The following is a 16,346-nucleotide window of genomic DNA, read 5'->3' on the forward strand; positions in this document are numbered from 1 at the left end:
ATCTTACGCTTGGACAAATCATACGCATGTGCGTATCGTTTCGGGTATGACATCCATCGAAACGGGCCGCGCCGAGACGCGCACCATCTCCCTCTCCGCCCCGCCCGAGCGGGTCTTCGACTACCTCTCCGATGCTCGTCACATCCCCGAATGGGCGCCGGGTTTCGCCCGGACCGTCCAGCACGACCATGACGACGTCTGGCGCGTCCAAGCCGATGCCGGATCGCAGAAGATGGCCGTCAAAGCCGCGAAGGACCACGGCGTCGTCGACTTCGTCAGTGCCGACGCCCCCCACCTCGGCCTCTTCACCCGAGTGGTGCCCAACCTGACCGGCGCCGAGCTGATCTTCAGCCTCTTCTTCCCCGAGGGCACCGAATCCGCGACGGTCGACGCGCAGATGGCGGTCGTCCACCGAGAACTCGAGGCCGTGCGAGAGCGCGTCGAGGCGTGAACCGGGACATCCGGTCGGTCGAAGACCTCCTGCGGATGCCGGACGGCCTCTTCGTCGACCAGCCCGACGAAAGCCTCGACGCCTGGCTCCGCGACGGGCCGCTACAAGGTGGCCGAGCGCTGGAGCTGGGCTGCGGGCCGGGGCGCAACGCGCGAAGGCTCGCCGAAGCGGGCTACGAGGTGGATGCGGTCGACCGGTCGCCCACCGCGATCGCCTGGGCGGCCGAGCGCGGCACCGGCGTCCGCTTCCACCAGGCCGACATCTTCGCCATGGACCTGCCGCACCAGACGTACGACCTGGTCTACGACTCGGGTTGCCTGCACCACCTCGCGCCGCACCGGCGGATCAGCTACCTGGCCTTGCTCGACCGCCACCTGAAACCGGGTGGCCACTTCGGTGTCGCGTGTTTCGCCGCGGACACCGGCGATCCGGGCTCCGGCACCGAAGTCCCGGACGCGCAGCTCTACCGCGATCGCGGTCTCCACGGCGGTCTCGCGTACACGCCGGACGAGCTGCGCCGGCTCTTCGACGGCTACGCCGAGGTCGAACTGCGCCCGATGCGGGCGGCCACCGGCCTATTCGGCGTGCCCTTCCTGCTCGCCGGACTGTTCCGCAAGGACTGAGCACCTCGGCGGCAGCCGCGGCCGAGCTCAGCGGATCAGCTCGTCGGCGACCCACCGCACGACGCCGTCCGGGTACGGGTTCGCCAGCCCGAGCACGATGTGCCCGAAGCCGGCGCCGACGGCTTCTTCGATCTTCTCTCGCGTGGCGGCGGGCTTGTCGTAGTCGACCGGCAGGAAGATCGAGCGGGTGATCGACGCCGGGTCGCGGCCGATCTCCTCGCAGTAGCGGTCGAGGAGCCTGCTGCGGCCGGCGAGGTCTTCGATGTCGCCGCCACCGGGGATGTTCCACAGGTCGGCGTGCTCGGCGACCACGCGCAACGTTGCGCTCGCCCGGCCACCGATCATGATCGGCGGGTGCGACTGGACCGGCTTCGGGTTGCCGAACGCGCCCTTGAGCTTGACGTACTCGCCGTCGAAGTCGAACGGTTCGTCGTCCGTCCACAAGCGACGGATGACGGTACAGGCCTCGGCGAGCGCGGCGACGGCGTCGTCCTGGGTGTGGTAGGGCAGGCCGTGGCCGTCGTATTCGCGGCGGGCCAGCGGGTGGCTCGGGCGGGAACCGGCGCCGATGCCGAAGTCGAGGCGCCCGCCGGACACGATGTCCACGGTGGTGGCGATCTTCGCCAGCACCCCGGGCGGCCGGAAGCGGTTGCTGGTGACGAGCAGGCCGAGCCGCATCCGCTCGGTCTGCGCGGCCAGCGCCGAAAGCAGGGTCCAGCCTTCGAAGATGGGGCCGTCCGGGTCGCCGCCGATCGGCATGAGGTGGTCGAACAGCCAGGCGTGCGCGATCTCGGGCACGGTGTCGGCTTCGCGCCAGACGCGCAGGATCTCGTCGTAGCCGACGTTCATGGGTGCGGTCAGGATGCCGAAACGGGGAGTCATCAACGCCTCCGGAGGGACGGGTCGAGCAGGGCGGGCGGGGTGTCGAACTTCTCGTGCGCGGCCAGGTCGACGCCGGGCGCGACGATCGTGTCGATTTCGTCGAGCACGTCGGCGGGCAGCACGGTGTCGGCCGCTTCGAGCTGCGAGCGCAGGTGGTCGAGCGTGCGGGGGCCGATGAGCGCGCTGGTCACGCCCGGATGGGCGGTCACGAAGCCGAGCGCCAGCTGAACCAGCGAAAGCTGCGCTTGGCCGGCGAGCTTGGCCAGCTTCTCGACGGCGTCGAGCCGGGCCCGGTTGGCGGGGTCGGTGAGGTCGAAGCGCTGGGGCAGAACCTTCGAGCGGCTGGTCGTGATCTCCTGTCCGGCGCGGATCGCCCCCGACAGCCAGCCGGACGCCAGGGGACTCCAGGCCAGGACGCCGAGGCCGTACTCCTGCGTCACCGGGAGCACGTGGGTCTCGATGCCGCGTTGCAGGATCGAGTAGCTGGGCTGCTCGGTGACGTACCGGCTCAGGTGGTTTTCCCGCGCGGCCCACTGGGCCTGCACGATCCGGTACGCGGGGAACGTCGACGAGCCGAAGGCGCGGATCTTGCCCGCGCGCTGGAGGTCGGTCAGCGCGGAAAGCGTTTCCTCGTCGCTGGTGGCGGGGTCCCAGCGGTGGATCTGGTAGAGGTCGACGTGGTCGACGTCGAGGCGGCGCAGGCTGTCGTCCAGCGCCTTGACCAGCCAGCGGCGCGAGCTGCCCTGGTGGTTGCGCTCGTCGCTCATCGGCATCGCCGCTTTCGTGGCGAGCACGAGGTCGTCGCGGCGGTTCTTGATGGCCTGGCCGACCATGACCTCGGACTCGCCCTGGCCGTACATGTCGGCGGTGTCGACGAGGTTGATCCCGCCCTCGATGGCGGTGTCGACGAGGGCGGTGGCCTCGGCCTGGGTGGTGCGGCCGATCGCGCCGAAGTTCATCGCGCCGAGCGCGAGGGTGCTGACCCGGACGCCGGTCCGGCCCAGGGTGCGGTACTGCATGGGGAGGTCCTCCGTGACATGATGGCAAACGGAACGTTGCTCCGCTAACCATACGGAGCAGTGTTCCGTTTAGCAACCTCGGGAGGTGTGGTGAGCGGAACCAAGCCCAAGCGCGCCGACGCCCGGCGCAACGAGAAGACGTTGCTCGACGCGGCGGCCGCGGTCTTCGTCGCGTCGGGCGTGGACGCGCCGGTGCGCGACATCGCGGCGAAGGCCGGCGTCGGGATGGGCACGATCTACCGCCACTTCCCGACGCGGGCGGACCTGATCGTCGCCGTCTACCGGCACCAGGTGGAGGAGTGCGCCGAAGCCGGACCCGCGTTGCTGGCGGCGTCGGACGCCCCGCACGCGGCGCTGGCGCAGTGGATCGACCTGTTCGTCGACTTCCTGGTGACCAAGCACGGGCTGGCCGGAGTCATGCAGGGTGACGGCTTCGACTCGCTGCACGCGTACTTCCTCGAGCGTCTCGTCCCGGTGTGCGCCGAGCTGCTCGAAGCGGCCGAGCTGATCGCGCGGGTGCGACCGCTGGAGCTGATGCGCGGGGTGGGCAACCTGTGCGTCGGCGCGGAGGACAACCCGGACTACGACGCGCGCCGCCTGGTCGGACTGCTCATCGCGGGGTTGCGGGCGTGATCGGGCAGCTCACCACCGATCCGTACCCGCTGCTGGCCCGGCTCCGGGCGACCGAGCCGGTGGCCTGGCTGCCGGAGCTGAACGGCTGGCTGGTCACGCGGTACGACCTGGCTCTGCGGGTGATGCGCGACGCGGCCACCTTCACCGTGGACGACCCCCGCTTTTCGACGGCCCGGGTCGTCGGCCCGTCGATGCTTTCGCTGGACGCGGCCGAGCACGCCCGGCACCGCGCGCCGTTCTCCCGGCACTTCCGGCCCCGGGAGATCGAGGACCGGTTCGACGGGTTCGTGCGCGCCGAATGCGCCCGGTTGGTCGACGGGTTCGCGGCGGCCGGTCACGCGGAGCTGCGGCGGGCGCTGGCCGGACCGCTGTCGGTCGCGGTGGTGGCCGACGCGCTGGGCCTGGACGACACCGACACGGCGCAGGTGCTGGCCTGGTACGACGCGATCGTGTCCACAGTGGACGACATCTCGGCGGGCCGTCCGCCGGACTCCCGTGGCTCGGCGGCGTTCGGCGAGCTGCGTGCGCACATCGAGGGCTCGGTCGGCCGGCGCTCGCTGCTGACCGAGGCGGCTTCGGTGCTGGACTTGCCGGAGGTGGTGTCGAACGCGGCGGTGCTGATGTTCGGCGGCATCGAGACCACCGAGGGCATGATCGCCAACCTCCTGCTGCACCTGCTGCGAAACCCGGCGCACCTGGACCGCGCGCTCATCCCGGAAGCGATCGAGGAGTCACTGCGGCTCGAACCGGCGGCGGCGGTGGTCGACCGGTACGCGACCCGCGACGTCTCGCTCGCGGGAGCGTCGATCGCGCGGGGCGACCTCGTCACGGTGTCGCTCACCGCCGCCAACCGCGATCCCGCGGTGTTCCCGGACCCGGACGTCTTCGACCCTCGCCGGCCGAACCTGCGCAAGCAACTGGCCTTCGCCCACGGGCCGCACTTCTGCCTCGGCGCCGACCTCGCCCGGCTGGAGACGCGGATCGCCGTGGAAACCGTGCTCGACCGGTTGCCGGGCATCGCCTTGGCGGAACCGGCCGCGCCGTCCGGGCTGGTGTTCCGCAAACCCGCGGCGGTCCACGCGCGGTGGCTGCCATCATGACCGCATGACGGCGTGGCGTGAGTTCGAGGCGGCGGAACCGGAGTTCGCTCAGCGCGTGCAGGGGCTGTTCGACGCGCACAAGCACAAGACCCTCGCGACCCTGCGGGCCGACGGGTCACCGCGGATCTCCGGCATCGAGACGAAGTTCACCGGCGGCGAGCTGACGTTCGGCTCGATGCCGGACGCCCGCAAGGGCGCTGACCTGAAGCGGGACCCGAGGCTGGCCCTGCACAGTGCGACGGTCGACCCGGTCGACGGCTCGGAAGCCGACTGGCCGGGGGAGGCGAAGATCTCCGGCCGGGCGGTTCTCGAAGGGGACGGCTTCCGCGTGGACGTCGCCGAGGTGGTCCACACCCACCTGAACCCTGAGGCGACGCTGCTGGTCGTGGAGTGGTGGACGCCCGAGGGCGGGCTCCGCAAGGTCGAGCGCGAGTAGCGCCCCAATGTGGCCTTCGGTGCGTTGAACGCACCGAAGGGCCCCTTGGGTGCGTTGAGCGCAACCAAGGCCACATTGGGGCGGTCGGTCCTGTAATTAAGTCAAGCGCTTGACGTAATGACGGTCCTTGGCCATGCTCGGTGAGAGGGGACATTCACCCACGAGGAGCCCGCGATGACGCAAAGCCACACCGATCTGCCGCGCTTCCCGTTCCACGCCGGGACCGCGCTGGCGCCGCCGTCCGAATGGGCCGAGTTCCGCGAGAAGTGCCCGGTCGCGCACGTGCGGCTGGCCAGCGGGGACGAAGCCGCCCTGATCACCCGGTACGACGACGTCAAGAGCGTGCTCTCCGATCCGCGGTGGACCCGGCCCACGCCGGCCGACAACGCCGCCCGCGTCGCCGACACCGAGTCCGGCGGAGTCTTCAACAGCGAGATGGCGACCGTCCTCCCGCAGCACGGCGAGGCCCACCTCACCTGGCGCCGCACCCTCGGGAAGTGGTTCACCGCCAAGCGGATGAACGCGCTGCGACCCGGCATGGCGGCGATGGCCGAGCAGCTCATCGACGACCTCGTCGCCAAGGGCGCGCCCGGGGACCTCAAGGCCGGGCTCGCCTTCCCGCTGCCCGTCTGGGTCATCTGCGACATGCTCGGCGTGCCGGACTCCGACCGCGACCGGTTCGCGCACTGGTCGGACGTCATGCTCAGCATGACCCGCTACACCCAAGCCGAGTTCGACGCCGCGCAGCAGGAGTTCGGCCGGTACATGGGCGGGCTCATCGCCGCCAAGCGCGCCGAACCCGGCGAGGACATCCTCAGCGCGTTGCTGCCCGAGGGCTGGCCCGACCCCATGCTGATCGCCACCGGCATCGGCCTGCTGATCGCCGGCCACGAGACCACCGCCAACATGATCGCCAAGATGGTCGCGATGCTGCTCGCCGACCGGAGCCGGTGGGAACGGCTGCTGGCCGACCCGGCGCTGGTGCGCAGCGCCGTCGAGGAGTCGCTGCGCCTCGACGCCAACGCGGGCGTCGGCATGATGCGCTACTTCACCGACGACTTCGAGGTCGCCGGCACCGTCTTGCCCGGCGGCACCACCGCGATGTGCAGCATGGCCGCCGCCAACCGCGACGAAGGCGCGTTCGACAACGCCGCCGAGATGGACCTGGGCCGCAGCCCGAACCCGCACCTGTCCTTCGGGGCCGGGGCGCACGCGTGCCTCGGGCAGCCGCTGGCCCGCACCGAGCTGCAGGTCGTCCTGGAAGTCCTGCTGCGCAAGCTGCCTTCGCTCGAGCTCGCCGTCCCGGCGGACGAACTGCGCCGCGTCGAAGGGCTCGCCGTCGGCGGTCTGCGGGAACTGCCCGTCCGGTGGTGACCGCTCCTGCCCGGGCGCACGCGACGCGGGAGGCGATCCTGACGGCGGCGGAACGCCTCTACGCCGAACACGGCGTGCTGGCCGTGTCGAACCGGCAGATCAGCGAGGCCGCCGGGCAGGGCAACAACACCGCCGTCGGCTACCACTTCGGCACCCGGGCCGACCTCGTCCGGGCCATCGCCCGCCGGCATTCCGAGCGGGTCGAGGAGCTGAGGGCGCGCATGCTGGCCGGCCTCGATGACGGCGCGGACCTGCGCGACTGGGTCGCGTGCCTGGTGCACCCGTCCACCGAGTACCTGGCCGCGGCGGGCCGGCCGAGCTGGTTCGCCCGGTTCACCGCGCAGGTGATGACCGAGCCGTCGCTGCGGTCGGCCGTCGCGGTGGAGACGCTGTCGTCGCCGTCGCTGGCGCGGACCGTCGACGGGCTGAGCCGGTGCCTGCCCGAGCTGCCCGCCGAGGTCCGCGCCGAACGCAACGCCATGACCCGTCAGCTGCTGATCCACACGATGGCCGAGCGCGAACGCGCGGTGGCCGAAGGCGGCGACACCCCGCGAGCCAGCTGGCGCGAAGCCGCCACCGGCCTGACCGACGCACTGGTCGGCCTCTGGCGCGCACCCGTGACCCACCCCCACCGAGGAAAGGAACGACCATGAAGGTCACTGTGGACGAAGACAAGTGCTGCGGCGCCGGCACCTGCGTGATGCTCGCGCCGGACGTGTTCGACCAGCGCGACGACGACGGCATCGTGATCCTGCTCGACGAGACCCCGGGCGAAGCGCACCACGCGATCGTCCGGGAGGCCGCGAGTGTGTGCCCCGGCGTCGCGATCTCGGTGAGCGAGGACGCGTGACGGTCCTCGTCGTCGGCGCGCAGCGTGGCTAAGCGCTCGCCACGGTGGAAGCGTTGCGCCGCAAGGGCTACGAGGACCGCGTGACCGTGCTGGGAGCCGAGGCGCACCTGCCCTACGACCGGCCGCCGCTGTCCAAACAGGTCCTCGCCGGGAGCTGGACACCGGAGCAGGCGAGCCTGCGCACGCCGGACGCACTGTCCGCATCGGACGCCGAGTTCGTGCTCGGCGACCCGGCGGTGCGGCTGGACGCCCGCGCGCGGACCGTCCACACGGAGAGCGGGCGCGCCCTGACCGCGGACGCCGTCGTGCTCGCCACCGGCCTGCGCCCGCGCACCCTGCCGGGCCAGGACCGGCTCGCGGGCGTCACGTCCTGCGCACGCTCGACGACGCACTGGCGCTGCGGGCGGAGCTGACACCGGACAAGCGGGTGGTGGTCGTCGGCGACGGCGTGCTCGGCGCGGAGATCGCGGCGACCGTGTGCGGTCCGGGGCGTTCCGGTGACGCTGGCCGGGCCGCAACCCGCGCCGCTCGCCTACCAGTTCGGACCCCTGGTCGCGGGGTTGCTCGCCGAGCTGCACGCCGCCCGCGGTGTCCACTTGCGACTCGGTGCGGCGGTCACCGGACTGTCCTCACGGGATGGACGGGTCGCCGGCGTTCGCTTGGCGACGGGTGAAGATCTGCCCGCCGACGTCGTCGTGGTGGCGTTCGGCGCCACGCCGGCGACGGACTGGCTGGCGGGCAGCGGGGTGCTGTGCGACAACGGCGTCGTGTGCGACTCCCGGTGCCGCGCGGCGGGCGGCATCTACGCGGCCGGCGACGTCGCCTGCTGGCACCACGAAGGTCTCGACGTGCTGCTGCGTCTGGAGAACCGGACCAACGCGACCGAGCAGGGGGTCGCCGTCGCGGGGAACATCCTCGGCGAGGACCGGCCGTACACGCCGGTGCCGTACTCTGGACCAACCAGTTCGACGCGCGGATCCACGTGCACGGGACGCTCTCCGCGGACGCCGAAGTGTCCATTGTGGAAGGTGGCGTGCGCGCGGGCCGGTTCGTCGCGCAGTACCGCCGGGGCGGCGAGGTCACCGGCGTGCTCGGCTGGAACATGCCCAAGCAGGCCCGGCTGCGCCGGCCGGAGGTCGCCGGCGCGGTCCTCGCCGGAAAAGCCTGAAACCCCCATTCGCCGGTTGACGGCGGCCGGGCCGAGGGCGACCCTGTTCACGTTAACATCGCGGAAAGGGGAGTCATGGCGACGAAGAGAACGCTTTCGCGGATCCTCGGCGTGCTGGCGGTCGCCGCCCTCTCGCTAGTGCCCGCCGCACCGGCGGAAGCCGCCGTCTCCGTGACGAAGATCGGGGACACGCAGCTGGACCCGGCCGCGCTGTACTTCGTCTCCTACGACGGGCTGGTGAACAACGACTCCTTCCAGCAGAGCGGCATCTTCAGCTACGCCGGCTACCAGTACGCGGCCTGGTACACCGCGGACCGCGGCGCGGTGCTCGCCCGGCGCGCCGGGACGGGCGCGTGGCAGACCCTCGTGCTGCCGCACAAGCTGACCGTCGACGATTCGCACAACGTGATCTCGATGGGCGTCTCCCCGGAGGACGGCCGGCTGCACGTGGCCATGGACACCCACGGCAACCAGGTCTTCTACACCGAATCGGTTGCGGGCCTGCTGTCCGCGCCCGCTTCGCACGCCTGGACGCCGGCCGCCTTCGGCCCGGTGCAGCGCACGCTGAACGGCGTCGACCTCGGCGCGATCACCTACCCCCGGTTCGTGGTCACGCCGGAGCGGCGGCTGCAGCTGAGCTACCGGACCGGCGCGTCCGGCAACGGCGTCGACGAGCTCGCCGAGTACAGCGCCGGCACCTGGCGCAAGCTCGGGAAGTGGACGTCGGCGACCGGCTCGTGGACGTCCGGGAACGGCGTGACCAGCACGACGCGCAACATGTACCTGCACGGCATCACCTACGGCCCCGGCGGCCGGCTGCACGCCGCGTTCACCTGGCGCGAGGGCAACACCGGCGTGCTGTGCAACGCCGGCGGGCTCGCCAACCACGACACCGGCTACGTCTACAGCGACGACCGCGGCCGCACCTGGCGGACCAACGCGGGCACGGTCGTCGCGACGACGGGCGGCACGCCGGTCGCGGTGGGTTCGCCGGGCACGGTCGTCGACCCGCTCGGCGTGGACCACGGGCTGATGAACCAGGAGAGCCAGGCCGTCGACTCGGCGGGGCAGCCGCACGTTGTGATCAGCTACGTGCCCGGCCGGTTCACCCAGTGCGTCACGAACTATTCCGCGCAGCGCAAGCAGTACGGCCGGACGTTCTTCCTCAGCCGGGCCACCGACGGCAGCTGGACCAAGCGCGAGGTGCCGGTGTCACCCGAGTCCACCCAGCGCACGAAGCTGGTGTTCGACCGCGCCGACAACGCCTACCTCGTGATGCCGTACGGCCGGATCGTCGCGGCGTCGAAGGCGAGCGGGTGGACCGACTGGAAGACGGTGTACAGCCCGGATCTGCAAGCATTCGGCGAGGTCGACGTCGACGACTCGCGCCTCGCCGCCACCGGCGTGATTTCCGTTATGTACCAGCAGGTCTCCACCGGAACGACGCCGTCGCCGATCCGGGTGGCCGACTTCCGCCTCGGCTGAGGCTCACTCGACCGTGACGGACTTCGCGAGGTTTCGCGGCTTGTCGATGTCGTAGCCCAAGGTGAGCGCGGCGTGGTAGGCGAGCAGCTGCAGCGGGAGGGTCAGCAGGATCGGGTCGAGCTCCGGCTCGGTCCGGGGCACCACGATGCGCGGGACGTCGAGCTCGCCGAAGTCGACGTCGTCGTGCGTGATCGCCAGGACCGCCCCGCCGCGGGCCCGGATCTGCTGCATCGCGGCCAGGTTGCGGTCGGCCAGCTCGTCGGCGGGCACGATTGCGACGGTCGGGAGCGACTCGTCGATCAGCGCGAGCGGGCCGTGCTTGAGCTCGGAGGTCTGGTACGCCTCGGCGTGGCGGTAGGAGATCTCCTTGAACTTCTGCGCGCCTTCGCGAGCCACCGGGAAACCGCGGACGCGGCCGATGAAGAACAGGCTGTTCGCGGCCGCCGCGGTCTTCGCGTGCTCGGCGATCTCCGCCTCGGCGGCCAGGACCGTCCGGATCTGGTCCGGCAGCGCGCGGATCGCGGCGATGATCCGCTGTCCGTCCGCATTGGACAGATCGCGCACCCGGCCGAGCGACAGCGCGATCAGCGCGAACCCGACGGCCATGTTCGTCAGCGCCTTCGTCGAGGCGACCGCGATCTCCGGGCCGGCGTGCAGGTAGACGCCGCCGTCGCAGGCGCGGGCGATGGTCGAGCCGACGACGTTGACGAGGCCGACGACTCGGCCGCCCTTGCGCTTGATCTCCTCGACGGCGAACGCGGTGTCGATCGTCTCGCCGGACTGGCTGACCGCGATGTAGAGCGTGTCGGCTTCGATGATCGGGTTGCGGTAGCGGAACTCGGACGCGGCTTCGGCGTCGGCCGGGATGCGAGCCAGCTCCTCGATCATCGTCGCGCCGATCTGCCCGACGTAGTAGGCGGAGCCGCAGCCGAGGATCTTCACGCGGCTGAACCCGCGCAGCTCGCGGGGCGTCAGGTTGAGCCCGTCGAGGCGGGCGACGCCGAAGCGGTGGTCCAGCCGGCCGCGGATCATCCGCTCCACGGACTCGGGCTGCTCCTGGATCTCCTTGGCCATGTAGTGCGGGAAGCCGCCGAGGTCGAGGTCTTCGGCGGCGATGTCGATCTCGGTGGCGGGCTTGGTCGTGTCGCTCTCGTCGACGGTGAAGGTCCGGTAGCCGGTCGCGAAGACCGTCGCGAACTCGCCGTCGTCGAGGTGCGCGACCTGCGAGGTGTGCCGGACCAGCGCGGCGAGGTCGCTGGCGACGAACATCTCGCGCTCGCCGACCCCGATGATCAGCGGCGAGCCGTTGCGTGCGATCACCAGCCGGTCCGGGTGCGCGGAGTCGGTGACGGCGATCGCGTACGTGCCGGTGATCCGCGAGACCCCTTCGACGACGGCGTCTTCGAGGGTGTCCGCGGTGGAGCGCGCGATCAGGTGGGCGAGGACCTCGGTGTCGGTCTCGGAGGTGAGCTTGACGCCGGCGTCGGCGAGCTGGGCCCGCAGCGCGTCGGCGTTGTCGATGATGCCGTTGTGGACGACGGAGATCCGGCCGTCCTCCGAGGTGTGCGGGTGCGCGTTGTCCTCCGACGCGGGGCCGTGCGTGGCCCACCGCGTGTGGCCGATGCCGACCTTCCCGGCGAGGCGCTTGGGCAGCGCGGCGGCGAGGTTGCGGACCCGGCCGACGACGCGGTGGACCTGCGCGGTGTCCTTGGGGCCGAGCACGGCGATACCCGCGGAGTCGTACCCGCGGTACTCGAGCCGGGTCAGGCCTTCGAGGAGGATGGGGGCGGCGTTCTGGCCGCCGATGTAGCCGACGATCCCGCACATGGCGAACCTCTTCTTCCCGGGGCTGAGTCGTGGCTCTCTCAGCCGTAGACGATGCGGCGCAGCTGGCGCTCGGACAGGTCGGGGGCGGCCACGAGCCGGCCCCGGAGCTCGGCGGCGATCAGCGGGAAGATCTCGGGGTTCTTCCGGCCTTCGGCCTGCAGCTCGGCGTGCCTGCGGCGCACGTACTGCTCGGTGGGTGTCCGGTAGAAGGCCAGGACGTCGTCGACGACGCGTGCGGCGACCCCGGGCGGCAACCCGGTGGACGCGGCGACGCGCTCGACGATGTCGGTGTCCTCTACGTCGGCCATCATGCCCTGCCGATGTCGCGAACTTCAAATTCTTGCCCGAAATCGGGCAAGCTTTAGTCGTTGGACAGCTTTAGGGGTTGGGTCGAGGGGGAGAGTGTGCTTCAGGAAGACCGCCGGTCGTTGTCCTCGACCAGCGGCAGCCGCACCGTCGCGTGCGGGATGACTCCCAGCTCGGCCAGCGCCGCCTTGGCCGTCACCGCCCCGGGGCCGGAGCGCATGATGGCTTCCACCAACGGAAGCAGCGAAGCCTGGATCTCGCGAGCCGATTCCAGATCACCGCGGCGGACGGCGGCGATGAGGCCCGCCGTGCGATCCGCCGCCAGGTTGGCCACGACGCTCACCACCCCCGCCGCGCCGCACGCCAAGTACGGCAGGTTCAGCTCGTCGATGCCGCAGTAGTACGCCAGCGACGTGCGGGCCATCACCGTCATCGCCTCGAACAGGTCGCCCTTGGCGTCCTTGACCGCCCGGATCCGCGGGTGGGCGGCCAGCTCGGCCAGCGTCTCCGGCGTCATCGCGATGCCGGCCCGCGCCGGGACGTCGTAGAGCATCACCGGCAGCTCGGTCGCGTCGGCCACCGCCAGGCAGTGGGCGATCACCCCGGCCTGCGTCGGGCGCGAATAGTAGGGGCAGACGAGCAGCAGCCCGTCCGCGCCCGCCGCCTCGGCTTCGCGGGCCCGGCGGACGCTCGCGGCCGTGTCGTAGGTGCCGACGCCGGCGATCACGCGGGCCCGGCTCCCGGCCCGTGTCACGACGCTCCGGACGAGCCCGGCCGCTTCGGGCTCGGTCAGGGTGGGGGACTCGCCGGTGGTCCCGCCGACGACGAGACCGTCGCACCCGGTGGCCAGCAGGTGCTCGACGAGGCTTGCGAGGCCGGGTTCGCTGAGCGTCCCACCGGGCCGCATGGGGGTCACCATCGCGACGAGGTTGGTGCCGAAGTCGGTCATGGCTCGAAGCCTGCCCGGCGCGACTGCTGCGGTCCAGCGATGGTTTCTTGCCGATACCGCGTAATCTGGCTTGATGGTCGAGGTCGGTGCGCTGCGCGCGTTGCGGTCGGTGGCGGCGCTCGGGACGCTGGCGCGCGCGGCCGAAGAACTGGGGTTCACGTCCTCGGCGGTGTCGCAGCAGATCAAGCGGCTGGAGCGTCAGGTCGGGGTGCCGGTGCTCGCGCCGGCGGGCCGCGGGGTCGTGCTGACGCCGGCCGGGCAGGCGATCGTCGACTCGGCGCCGGAGGTGTTCCAGGCGCTGGAGCGGTGCGCCGAAGCGGCCCGGTCGGTCTCGGAGGGCGCGCCGCGCGGCACGCTCCGGGTGGTGGCGTTCTCGACCGCCATCCGCGGCCTGCTCGCGCCGCTGCTGCGCGGATTGTCCGTGCGCTGTCCCGGCTTGCGCGTCCACCTCACCGAGCAGGACCCCGAGGAAGCGCTGCACAGCGTCGACGCCGGAACGGCCGACCTCGCCCTCGTCCACGACGCCGACGGGCTGCCCGCCGCGCACCCGCCGTCGCTGACGCGGCGGCTGCTGCACACCGACGTCGGCGACGTGGTGCTCAGCCGGTCGCACCCGCTCGCGTCGGCCACCGAACCGCTCGGCCGCCTCGATCTCGCGGGCCACGCGTGGGTGACCAGCCCGCCGGGAACCGTGTGCCACCAGTGGTTCCGGCGCCTGTTCGCGGACGCGCCGGAGGAGCCGGACGTCCGCCACCTGGTCGACGACTTCGCGACGCAGCTGGCCCTGGTCGCTTCGGGCGAGGTGATCGCGCTGATCCCGCGCCTGGCGCGGCCGCCGCTGGGGGAGGACCTGATCGCGCGTCCGGTGCGATGGCAGCCCAAGCGGGAAGTCCACGCGGCGTGGCGGCGCAGTGCGGACGCCAGCCCGGCGATCCGGGCACTGCTCGCGGAGTTCGGCTAGGCTGGCCGGCGAGCGGGTGCGGCGTCGGAACGCCCGCCCGGCACCCCCTTTGGCGCACTGAGCCGAAGGAGTGCGCCTTGATCACGTTCGCCGGGATGAGCCTGCCCGTCACCGACCTGGGCCGTTCGGTCCCCTTCTACGAGTCACTCGGGTTCACGACCGAAGTCCGCAACGGCCGGTTCGTGTTGCTGCGCCTGGAAAGCGGGACGCTCGGGCTGCTGGAGCTCGGCGCCGTCGTCTCGCGCGAGGCCGACCGGCTGCGCCAGTTCGTCCAGGTCGAGCTGCTGGCCGACGACCTCGACGAGCTGTACGCGGACTTCGTCGCCCGTGGGGTGCCGGTCCAGGGCCCGCCCCGCGACCGCGGCTTCGAACGGCAGCTGCAGCTGCGGGACCCGGACGGCTTCACGGTCGAGTTCGCGGACCGGAGCCCTCGCGGCTGAGATCTCCTTGCCACGCCGGGGGAGCCAGCTCCCGCAACCCGGCGCGCGCCAACGCTCGCCGGGCCGTGTGGTCCACGAGGTCGTCCACCGTCGCCGGGTGCGGGTAGAACGCCGGAACCGGTGGGGCGATGATCGCGCCCGCTTCGGCGGCCGCGGTCATCGCCCGCAGGTGCCCGAGGTGCAACGGCGTTTCGCGCACCATCAGCAGCAGCGGGCGCCCTTCCTTGAGACACACGTCCGCCGCCCGGCTGACCAGGTCGTCGGTGTAGCTCCACGCGATCGCCGACAGTGTCTTGATCGAGCACGGCGCCACCAGCATCGCGTCCACCGGGAACGAGCCCGACGCGATGGACGCGCCGATCTCGCCCGGCCGGTGGTGCACCGTCACGAGCTTGCCCAGGTCCGCCGGGGAAAGCCCGCATTCGTGCCGCACGGTCACCGCGCCGGCCTTCGACAGCACCAGGTGCACCTCGACGTCCGGCCGGTACGCCAGCAGCTCCAGGATCCGCACGCCGTACGCGGCGCCGCTGGCGCCCGTGATCGCGACGACCACCCTGCGAGAGATCATTCGATCGCCTCGATGCGCCGTCCGGTCTTGTCCGGTGCCACGACCGCGAGGACCGCCGCGGCCACCGGGCCGACGATGCCGAGCGCCAGCGCGAGCGGCACCGTGCCCGCGAGCGACAGCGCGACCAGCGGGAAGAGGCCGGCGCCGAACCCGCGGCCGGCGTAGTAGCTGAGGTTCGAACCGCTCGACCGGACGCGCGTCGGGAAGAACTCGGCCATCCAGATGCCGAGCACGCCGAACCCGCCGCTGCCGCCGGCGCACATCATCAGCGCCCAGAACGTCGGGTACGTCCAGAAGTCCGTGCCGATCTTCGCCGAGCCGCTCAGGACGAGGCTGAGGAACCAGCCGAACCCGAGCACGCCGAACAACGCCGACGCGAACATCGACCACTTGCGTTTCAGGACGTCCGAGAGGATTCCCGCCAGGGGATAGGTGAGCCCGGTGACGACCAGTCCCAAGAGGACGATCAGGCTCGCGGTGCCCAGCGGCACCTTCTCGACCTTGATCAGGAACGTCGAAAGGTACGAGATGAGCGAGTTCGTGGTGAGGAACAATGCCGTCGCCAGCCCCATGAACAGGATCGTGCCGGCCGCGTACCCGCCGCGGAACACGTCCAGCAGCGGCACCTTCGTGCGGCGCAGCTTTTCGGGCACCCGGCCCGCTTTCAGTTCGCGCTGGTACACCAGCCACTGCTCGGACTCCGGCAGCAGCACGGCCGCGGCGATGCCGATCACCAGCGTCGTGACGCCGATCAGGACGTACCCCGTGCGCCAGCCGCGGTCTTCGCCGAACTCGACGAGGCAGACGTACACCACGCCTTCGGTCAGGATCTGGCCGACGAAGTACATCGCCTGGATCGAGCCGCCCATCATGCCGCGCTTGCGCGTCTTCCAGCACTCGGCGAACATCGAGAACGACAGCCCGAACAGCCCGCCCATCCCGACGCCAGCGAGCAACCGGGTCAGCAGGAACAGGAAGTAGGTCGGCGCGAGCCCGCCGAGCAGCGCGGCGACGCCGAACGCCAGCACGGACCCGGTGTAGGTCCACCGCCTGCCGTAGAGGTCGCCGAGCCAGCCGCACAGGATCCCGCCCGCGATCGAGGCGAACCCCTGCAGGGTGGCGACCTGGATGATCTGGATGGTGCTGACGTGGAAGCTTTCCGCGAGGTAGGACAGCGGGTAGCCGACCAGGTTGAGCTCGGCGCCGTCGAAGAGCGTGCCGAGGAACGCGAAGAACAGGATGCGGGCGGTCATTGAGCGCACGGGGGTGAGCCC

General features: G+C 71.4%; 19 protein-coding genes and 1 pseudogene. 13 read left to right on the plus strand and 7 right to left on the minus strand.

What is annotated here, in order from left to right:
* The first annotated feature begins 46 nt into the window (after nucleotides 1-46).
* Together AB0N03_RS20475 and AB0N03_RS20480 are read left to right on the plus strand one after the other, a co-directional pair.
* On the plus strand, nucleotides 47-451 hold the full coding sequence (locus AB0N03_RS20475) for an SRPBCC family protein (protein ID WP_364373767.1): 405 nt from the start codon (nucleotides 47-49) through the stop codon (nucleotides 449-451).
* On the plus strand, nucleotides 448-1,074 hold the full coding sequence (locus AB0N03_RS20480) for a class I SAM-dependent methyltransferase (protein ID WP_364373770.1): 627 nt from the start codon (nucleotides 448-450) through the stop codon (nucleotides 1,072-1,074). The genes AB0N03_RS20475 and AB0N03_RS20480 overlap by 4 nt, the downstream gene beginning before the upstream one ends.
* 27 nt (nucleotides 1,075-1,101) lie before the next feature.
* Here the strand turns inward: AB0N03_RS20480 and AB0N03_RS20485 are convergent, their stop codons facing one another.
* Nucleotides 1,102-1,956: an LLM class flavin-dependent oxidoreductase gene (locus AB0N03_RS20485; RefSeq protein ID WP_364373773.1), complete on the minus strand. Its 855-nt coding sequence runs from the start codon at nucleotides 1,954-1,956 to the stop codon at nucleotides 1,102-1,104.
* Complete coding sequence (locus tag AB0N03_RS20490) at nucleotides 1,956-2,975, minus strand: aldo/keto reductase (RefSeq protein WP_364373776.1); 1,020 nt, start codon at nucleotides 2,973-2,975, stop codon at nucleotides 1,956-1,958. Before AB0N03_RS20490 ends, AB0N03_RS20485 begins: the two co-directional genes overlap by 1 nt.
* 90 nt (nucleotides 2,976-3,065) lie before the next feature.
* Here AB0N03_RS20490 and AB0N03_RS20495 point away from each other — a divergent pair, with 90 nt between their 5' ends.
* The 9 genes and pseudogenes from AB0N03_RS20495 to AB0N03_RS20535 all read left to right on the plus strand — a co-directional run bounded on the left by AB0N03_RS20495 (nucleotide 3,066) and on the right by AB0N03_RS20535 (nucleotide 10,021).
* The gene (locus AB0N03_RS20495; protein WP_364373779.1) at nucleotides 3,066-3,608 is read left to right on the plus strand and encodes a TetR/AcrR family transcriptional regulator; all 543 of its coding nucleotides are present in this window, start codon (nucleotides 3,066-3,068) and stop codon (nucleotides 3,606-3,608) included.
* Nucleotides 3,605-4,708 carry a cytochrome P450 gene (locus AB0N03_RS20500; RefSeq protein WP_364373782.1) on the plus strand — a complete coding sequence of 368 codons (1,104 nt, stop codon included), beginning with the start codon at nucleotides 3,605-3,607 and terminating at the stop codon, nucleotides 4,706-4,708. The genes AB0N03_RS20495 and AB0N03_RS20500 overlap by 4 nt, the downstream gene beginning before the upstream one ends.
* A 4-nt stretch (nucleotides 4,709-4,712) precedes the next feature.
* Nucleotides 4,713-5,144 carry a pyridoxamine 5'-phosphate oxidase family protein gene (locus AB0N03_RS20505; RefSeq protein ID WP_364373784.1) on the plus strand — a complete coding sequence of 144 codons (432 nt, stop codon included), beginning with the start codon at nucleotides 4,713-4,715 and terminating at the stop codon, nucleotides 5,142-5,144.
* Between the two features lie 174 nt (nucleotides 5,145-5,318).
* Entirely contained in the window at nucleotides 5,319-6,518 is a 1,200-nt protein-coding gene (locus AB0N03_RS20510) for a cytochrome P450 (protein ID WP_364373787.1), read from the plus strand.
* A complete protein-coding gene (locus AB0N03_RS20515; RefSeq protein ID WP_364373790.1) occupies nucleotides 6,515-7,171 on the plus strand; it encodes a TetR family transcriptional regulator in 657 nt (218 codons plus the stop codon). Before AB0N03_RS20510 ends, AB0N03_RS20515 begins: the two co-directional genes overlap by 4 nt.
* On the plus strand, nucleotides 7,168-7,368 hold the full coding sequence (locus AB0N03_RS20520) for a ferredoxin (RefSeq protein WP_364373793.1): 201 nt from the start codon (nucleotides 7,168-7,170) through the stop codon (nucleotides 7,366-7,368). The genes AB0N03_RS20515 and AB0N03_RS20520 overlap by 4 nt, the downstream gene beginning before the upstream one ends.
* 86 nt (nucleotides 7,369-7,454) lie before the next feature.
* A pseudogene (locus tag AB0N03_RS20525) lies at nucleotides 7,455-8,201 on the plus strand (NAD(P)/FAD-dependent oxidoreductase); the annotation flags it as partial.
* 149 nt (nucleotides 8,202-8,350) lie between these two features.
* A complete protein-coding gene (locus tag AB0N03_RS20530; RefSeq protein WP_364373796.1) occupies nucleotides 8,351-8,536 on the plus strand; it encodes a hypothetical protein in 186 nt (61 codons plus the stop codon).
* 75 nt (nucleotides 8,537-8,611) lie between these two features.
* On the plus strand, nucleotides 8,612-10,021 hold the full coding sequence (locus tag AB0N03_RS20535; protein WP_364373799.1) for a BNR repeat-containing protein: 1,410 nt from the start codon (nucleotides 8,612-8,614) through the stop codon (nucleotides 10,019-10,021).
* A 3-nt stretch (nucleotides 10,022-10,024) separates the two neighbouring features.
* Here AB0N03_RS20535 and glmS read toward each other — a convergent pair whose 3' ends face one another.
* From glmS to dapA, 3 genes are all read right to left on the minus strand, one after another.
* Complete coding sequence (gene glmS, locus AB0N03_RS20540) at nucleotides 10,025-11,848, minus strand: glutamine--fructose-6-phosphate transaminase (isomerizing) (RefSeq protein ID WP_364373802.1); 1,824 nt, start codon at nucleotides 11,846-11,848, stop codon at nucleotides 10,025-10,027.
* Between the two features lie 38 nt (nucleotides 11,849-11,886).
* Nucleotides 11,887-12,159 (minus strand): hypothetical protein, encoded by a 273-nt coding sequence (locus tag AB0N03_RS20545; RefSeq protein ID WP_286002783.1) that lies wholly within the window; start codon nucleotides 12,157-12,159, stop codon nucleotides 11,887-11,889.
* Between the two features lie 98 nt (nucleotides 12,160-12,257).
* Entirely contained in the window at nucleotides 12,258-13,103 is an 846-nt protein-coding gene (dapA, locus tag AB0N03_RS20550) for a 4-hydroxy-tetrahydrodipicolinate synthase (RefSeq protein ID WP_364373806.1), read from the minus strand.
* 73 nt (nucleotides 13,104-13,176) lie between these two features.
* Between dapA and AB0N03_RS20555 the strand changes: the two genes are divergently transcribed.
* A complete protein-coding gene (locus tag AB0N03_RS20555; RefSeq protein ID WP_364373809.1) occupies nucleotides 13,177-14,064 on the plus strand; it encodes a LysR family transcriptional regulator in 888 nt (295 codons plus the stop codon).
* A 77-nt stretch (nucleotides 14,065-14,141) separates the two neighbouring features.
* Nucleotides 14,142-14,504, plus strand: coding sequence for a VOC family protein (locus AB0N03_RS20560; protein ID WP_364373812.1), 363 nt, complete (start codon nucleotides 14,142-14,144; stop codon nucleotides 14,502-14,504).
* Here AB0N03_RS20560 and AB0N03_RS20565 read toward each other — a convergent pair.
* Both AB0N03_RS20565 and AB0N03_RS20570 read right to left on the minus strand, forming a co-directional pair.
* Nucleotides 14,467-15,072: a UbiX family flavin prenyltransferase gene (locus AB0N03_RS20565; RefSeq protein ID WP_364373815.1), complete on the minus strand. Its 606-nt coding sequence runs from the start codon at nucleotides 15,070-15,072 to the stop codon at nucleotides 14,467-14,469. The two genes, AB0N03_RS20560 and AB0N03_RS20565, sit on opposite strands and share 38 nt — an antisense overlap.
* The gene (locus tag AB0N03_RS20570; protein WP_364373818.1) at nucleotides 15,069-16,325 is read right to left on the minus strand and encodes an MFS transporter; all 1,257 of its coding nucleotides are present in this window, start codon (nucleotides 16,323-16,325) and stop codon (nucleotides 15,069-15,071) included. Before AB0N03_RS20570 ends, AB0N03_RS20565 begins: the two co-directional genes overlap by 4 nt.
* Between the last annotated feature and the right edge of the window lie 21 nt (nucleotides 16,326-16,346).

It is taken from the genome of Amycolatopsis sp. NPDC051061 (assembly GCF_040682935.1).
Classification (GTDB): Bacteria; Actinomycetota; Actinomycetes; order Mycobacteriales; family Pseudonocardiaceae; genus Amycolatopsis.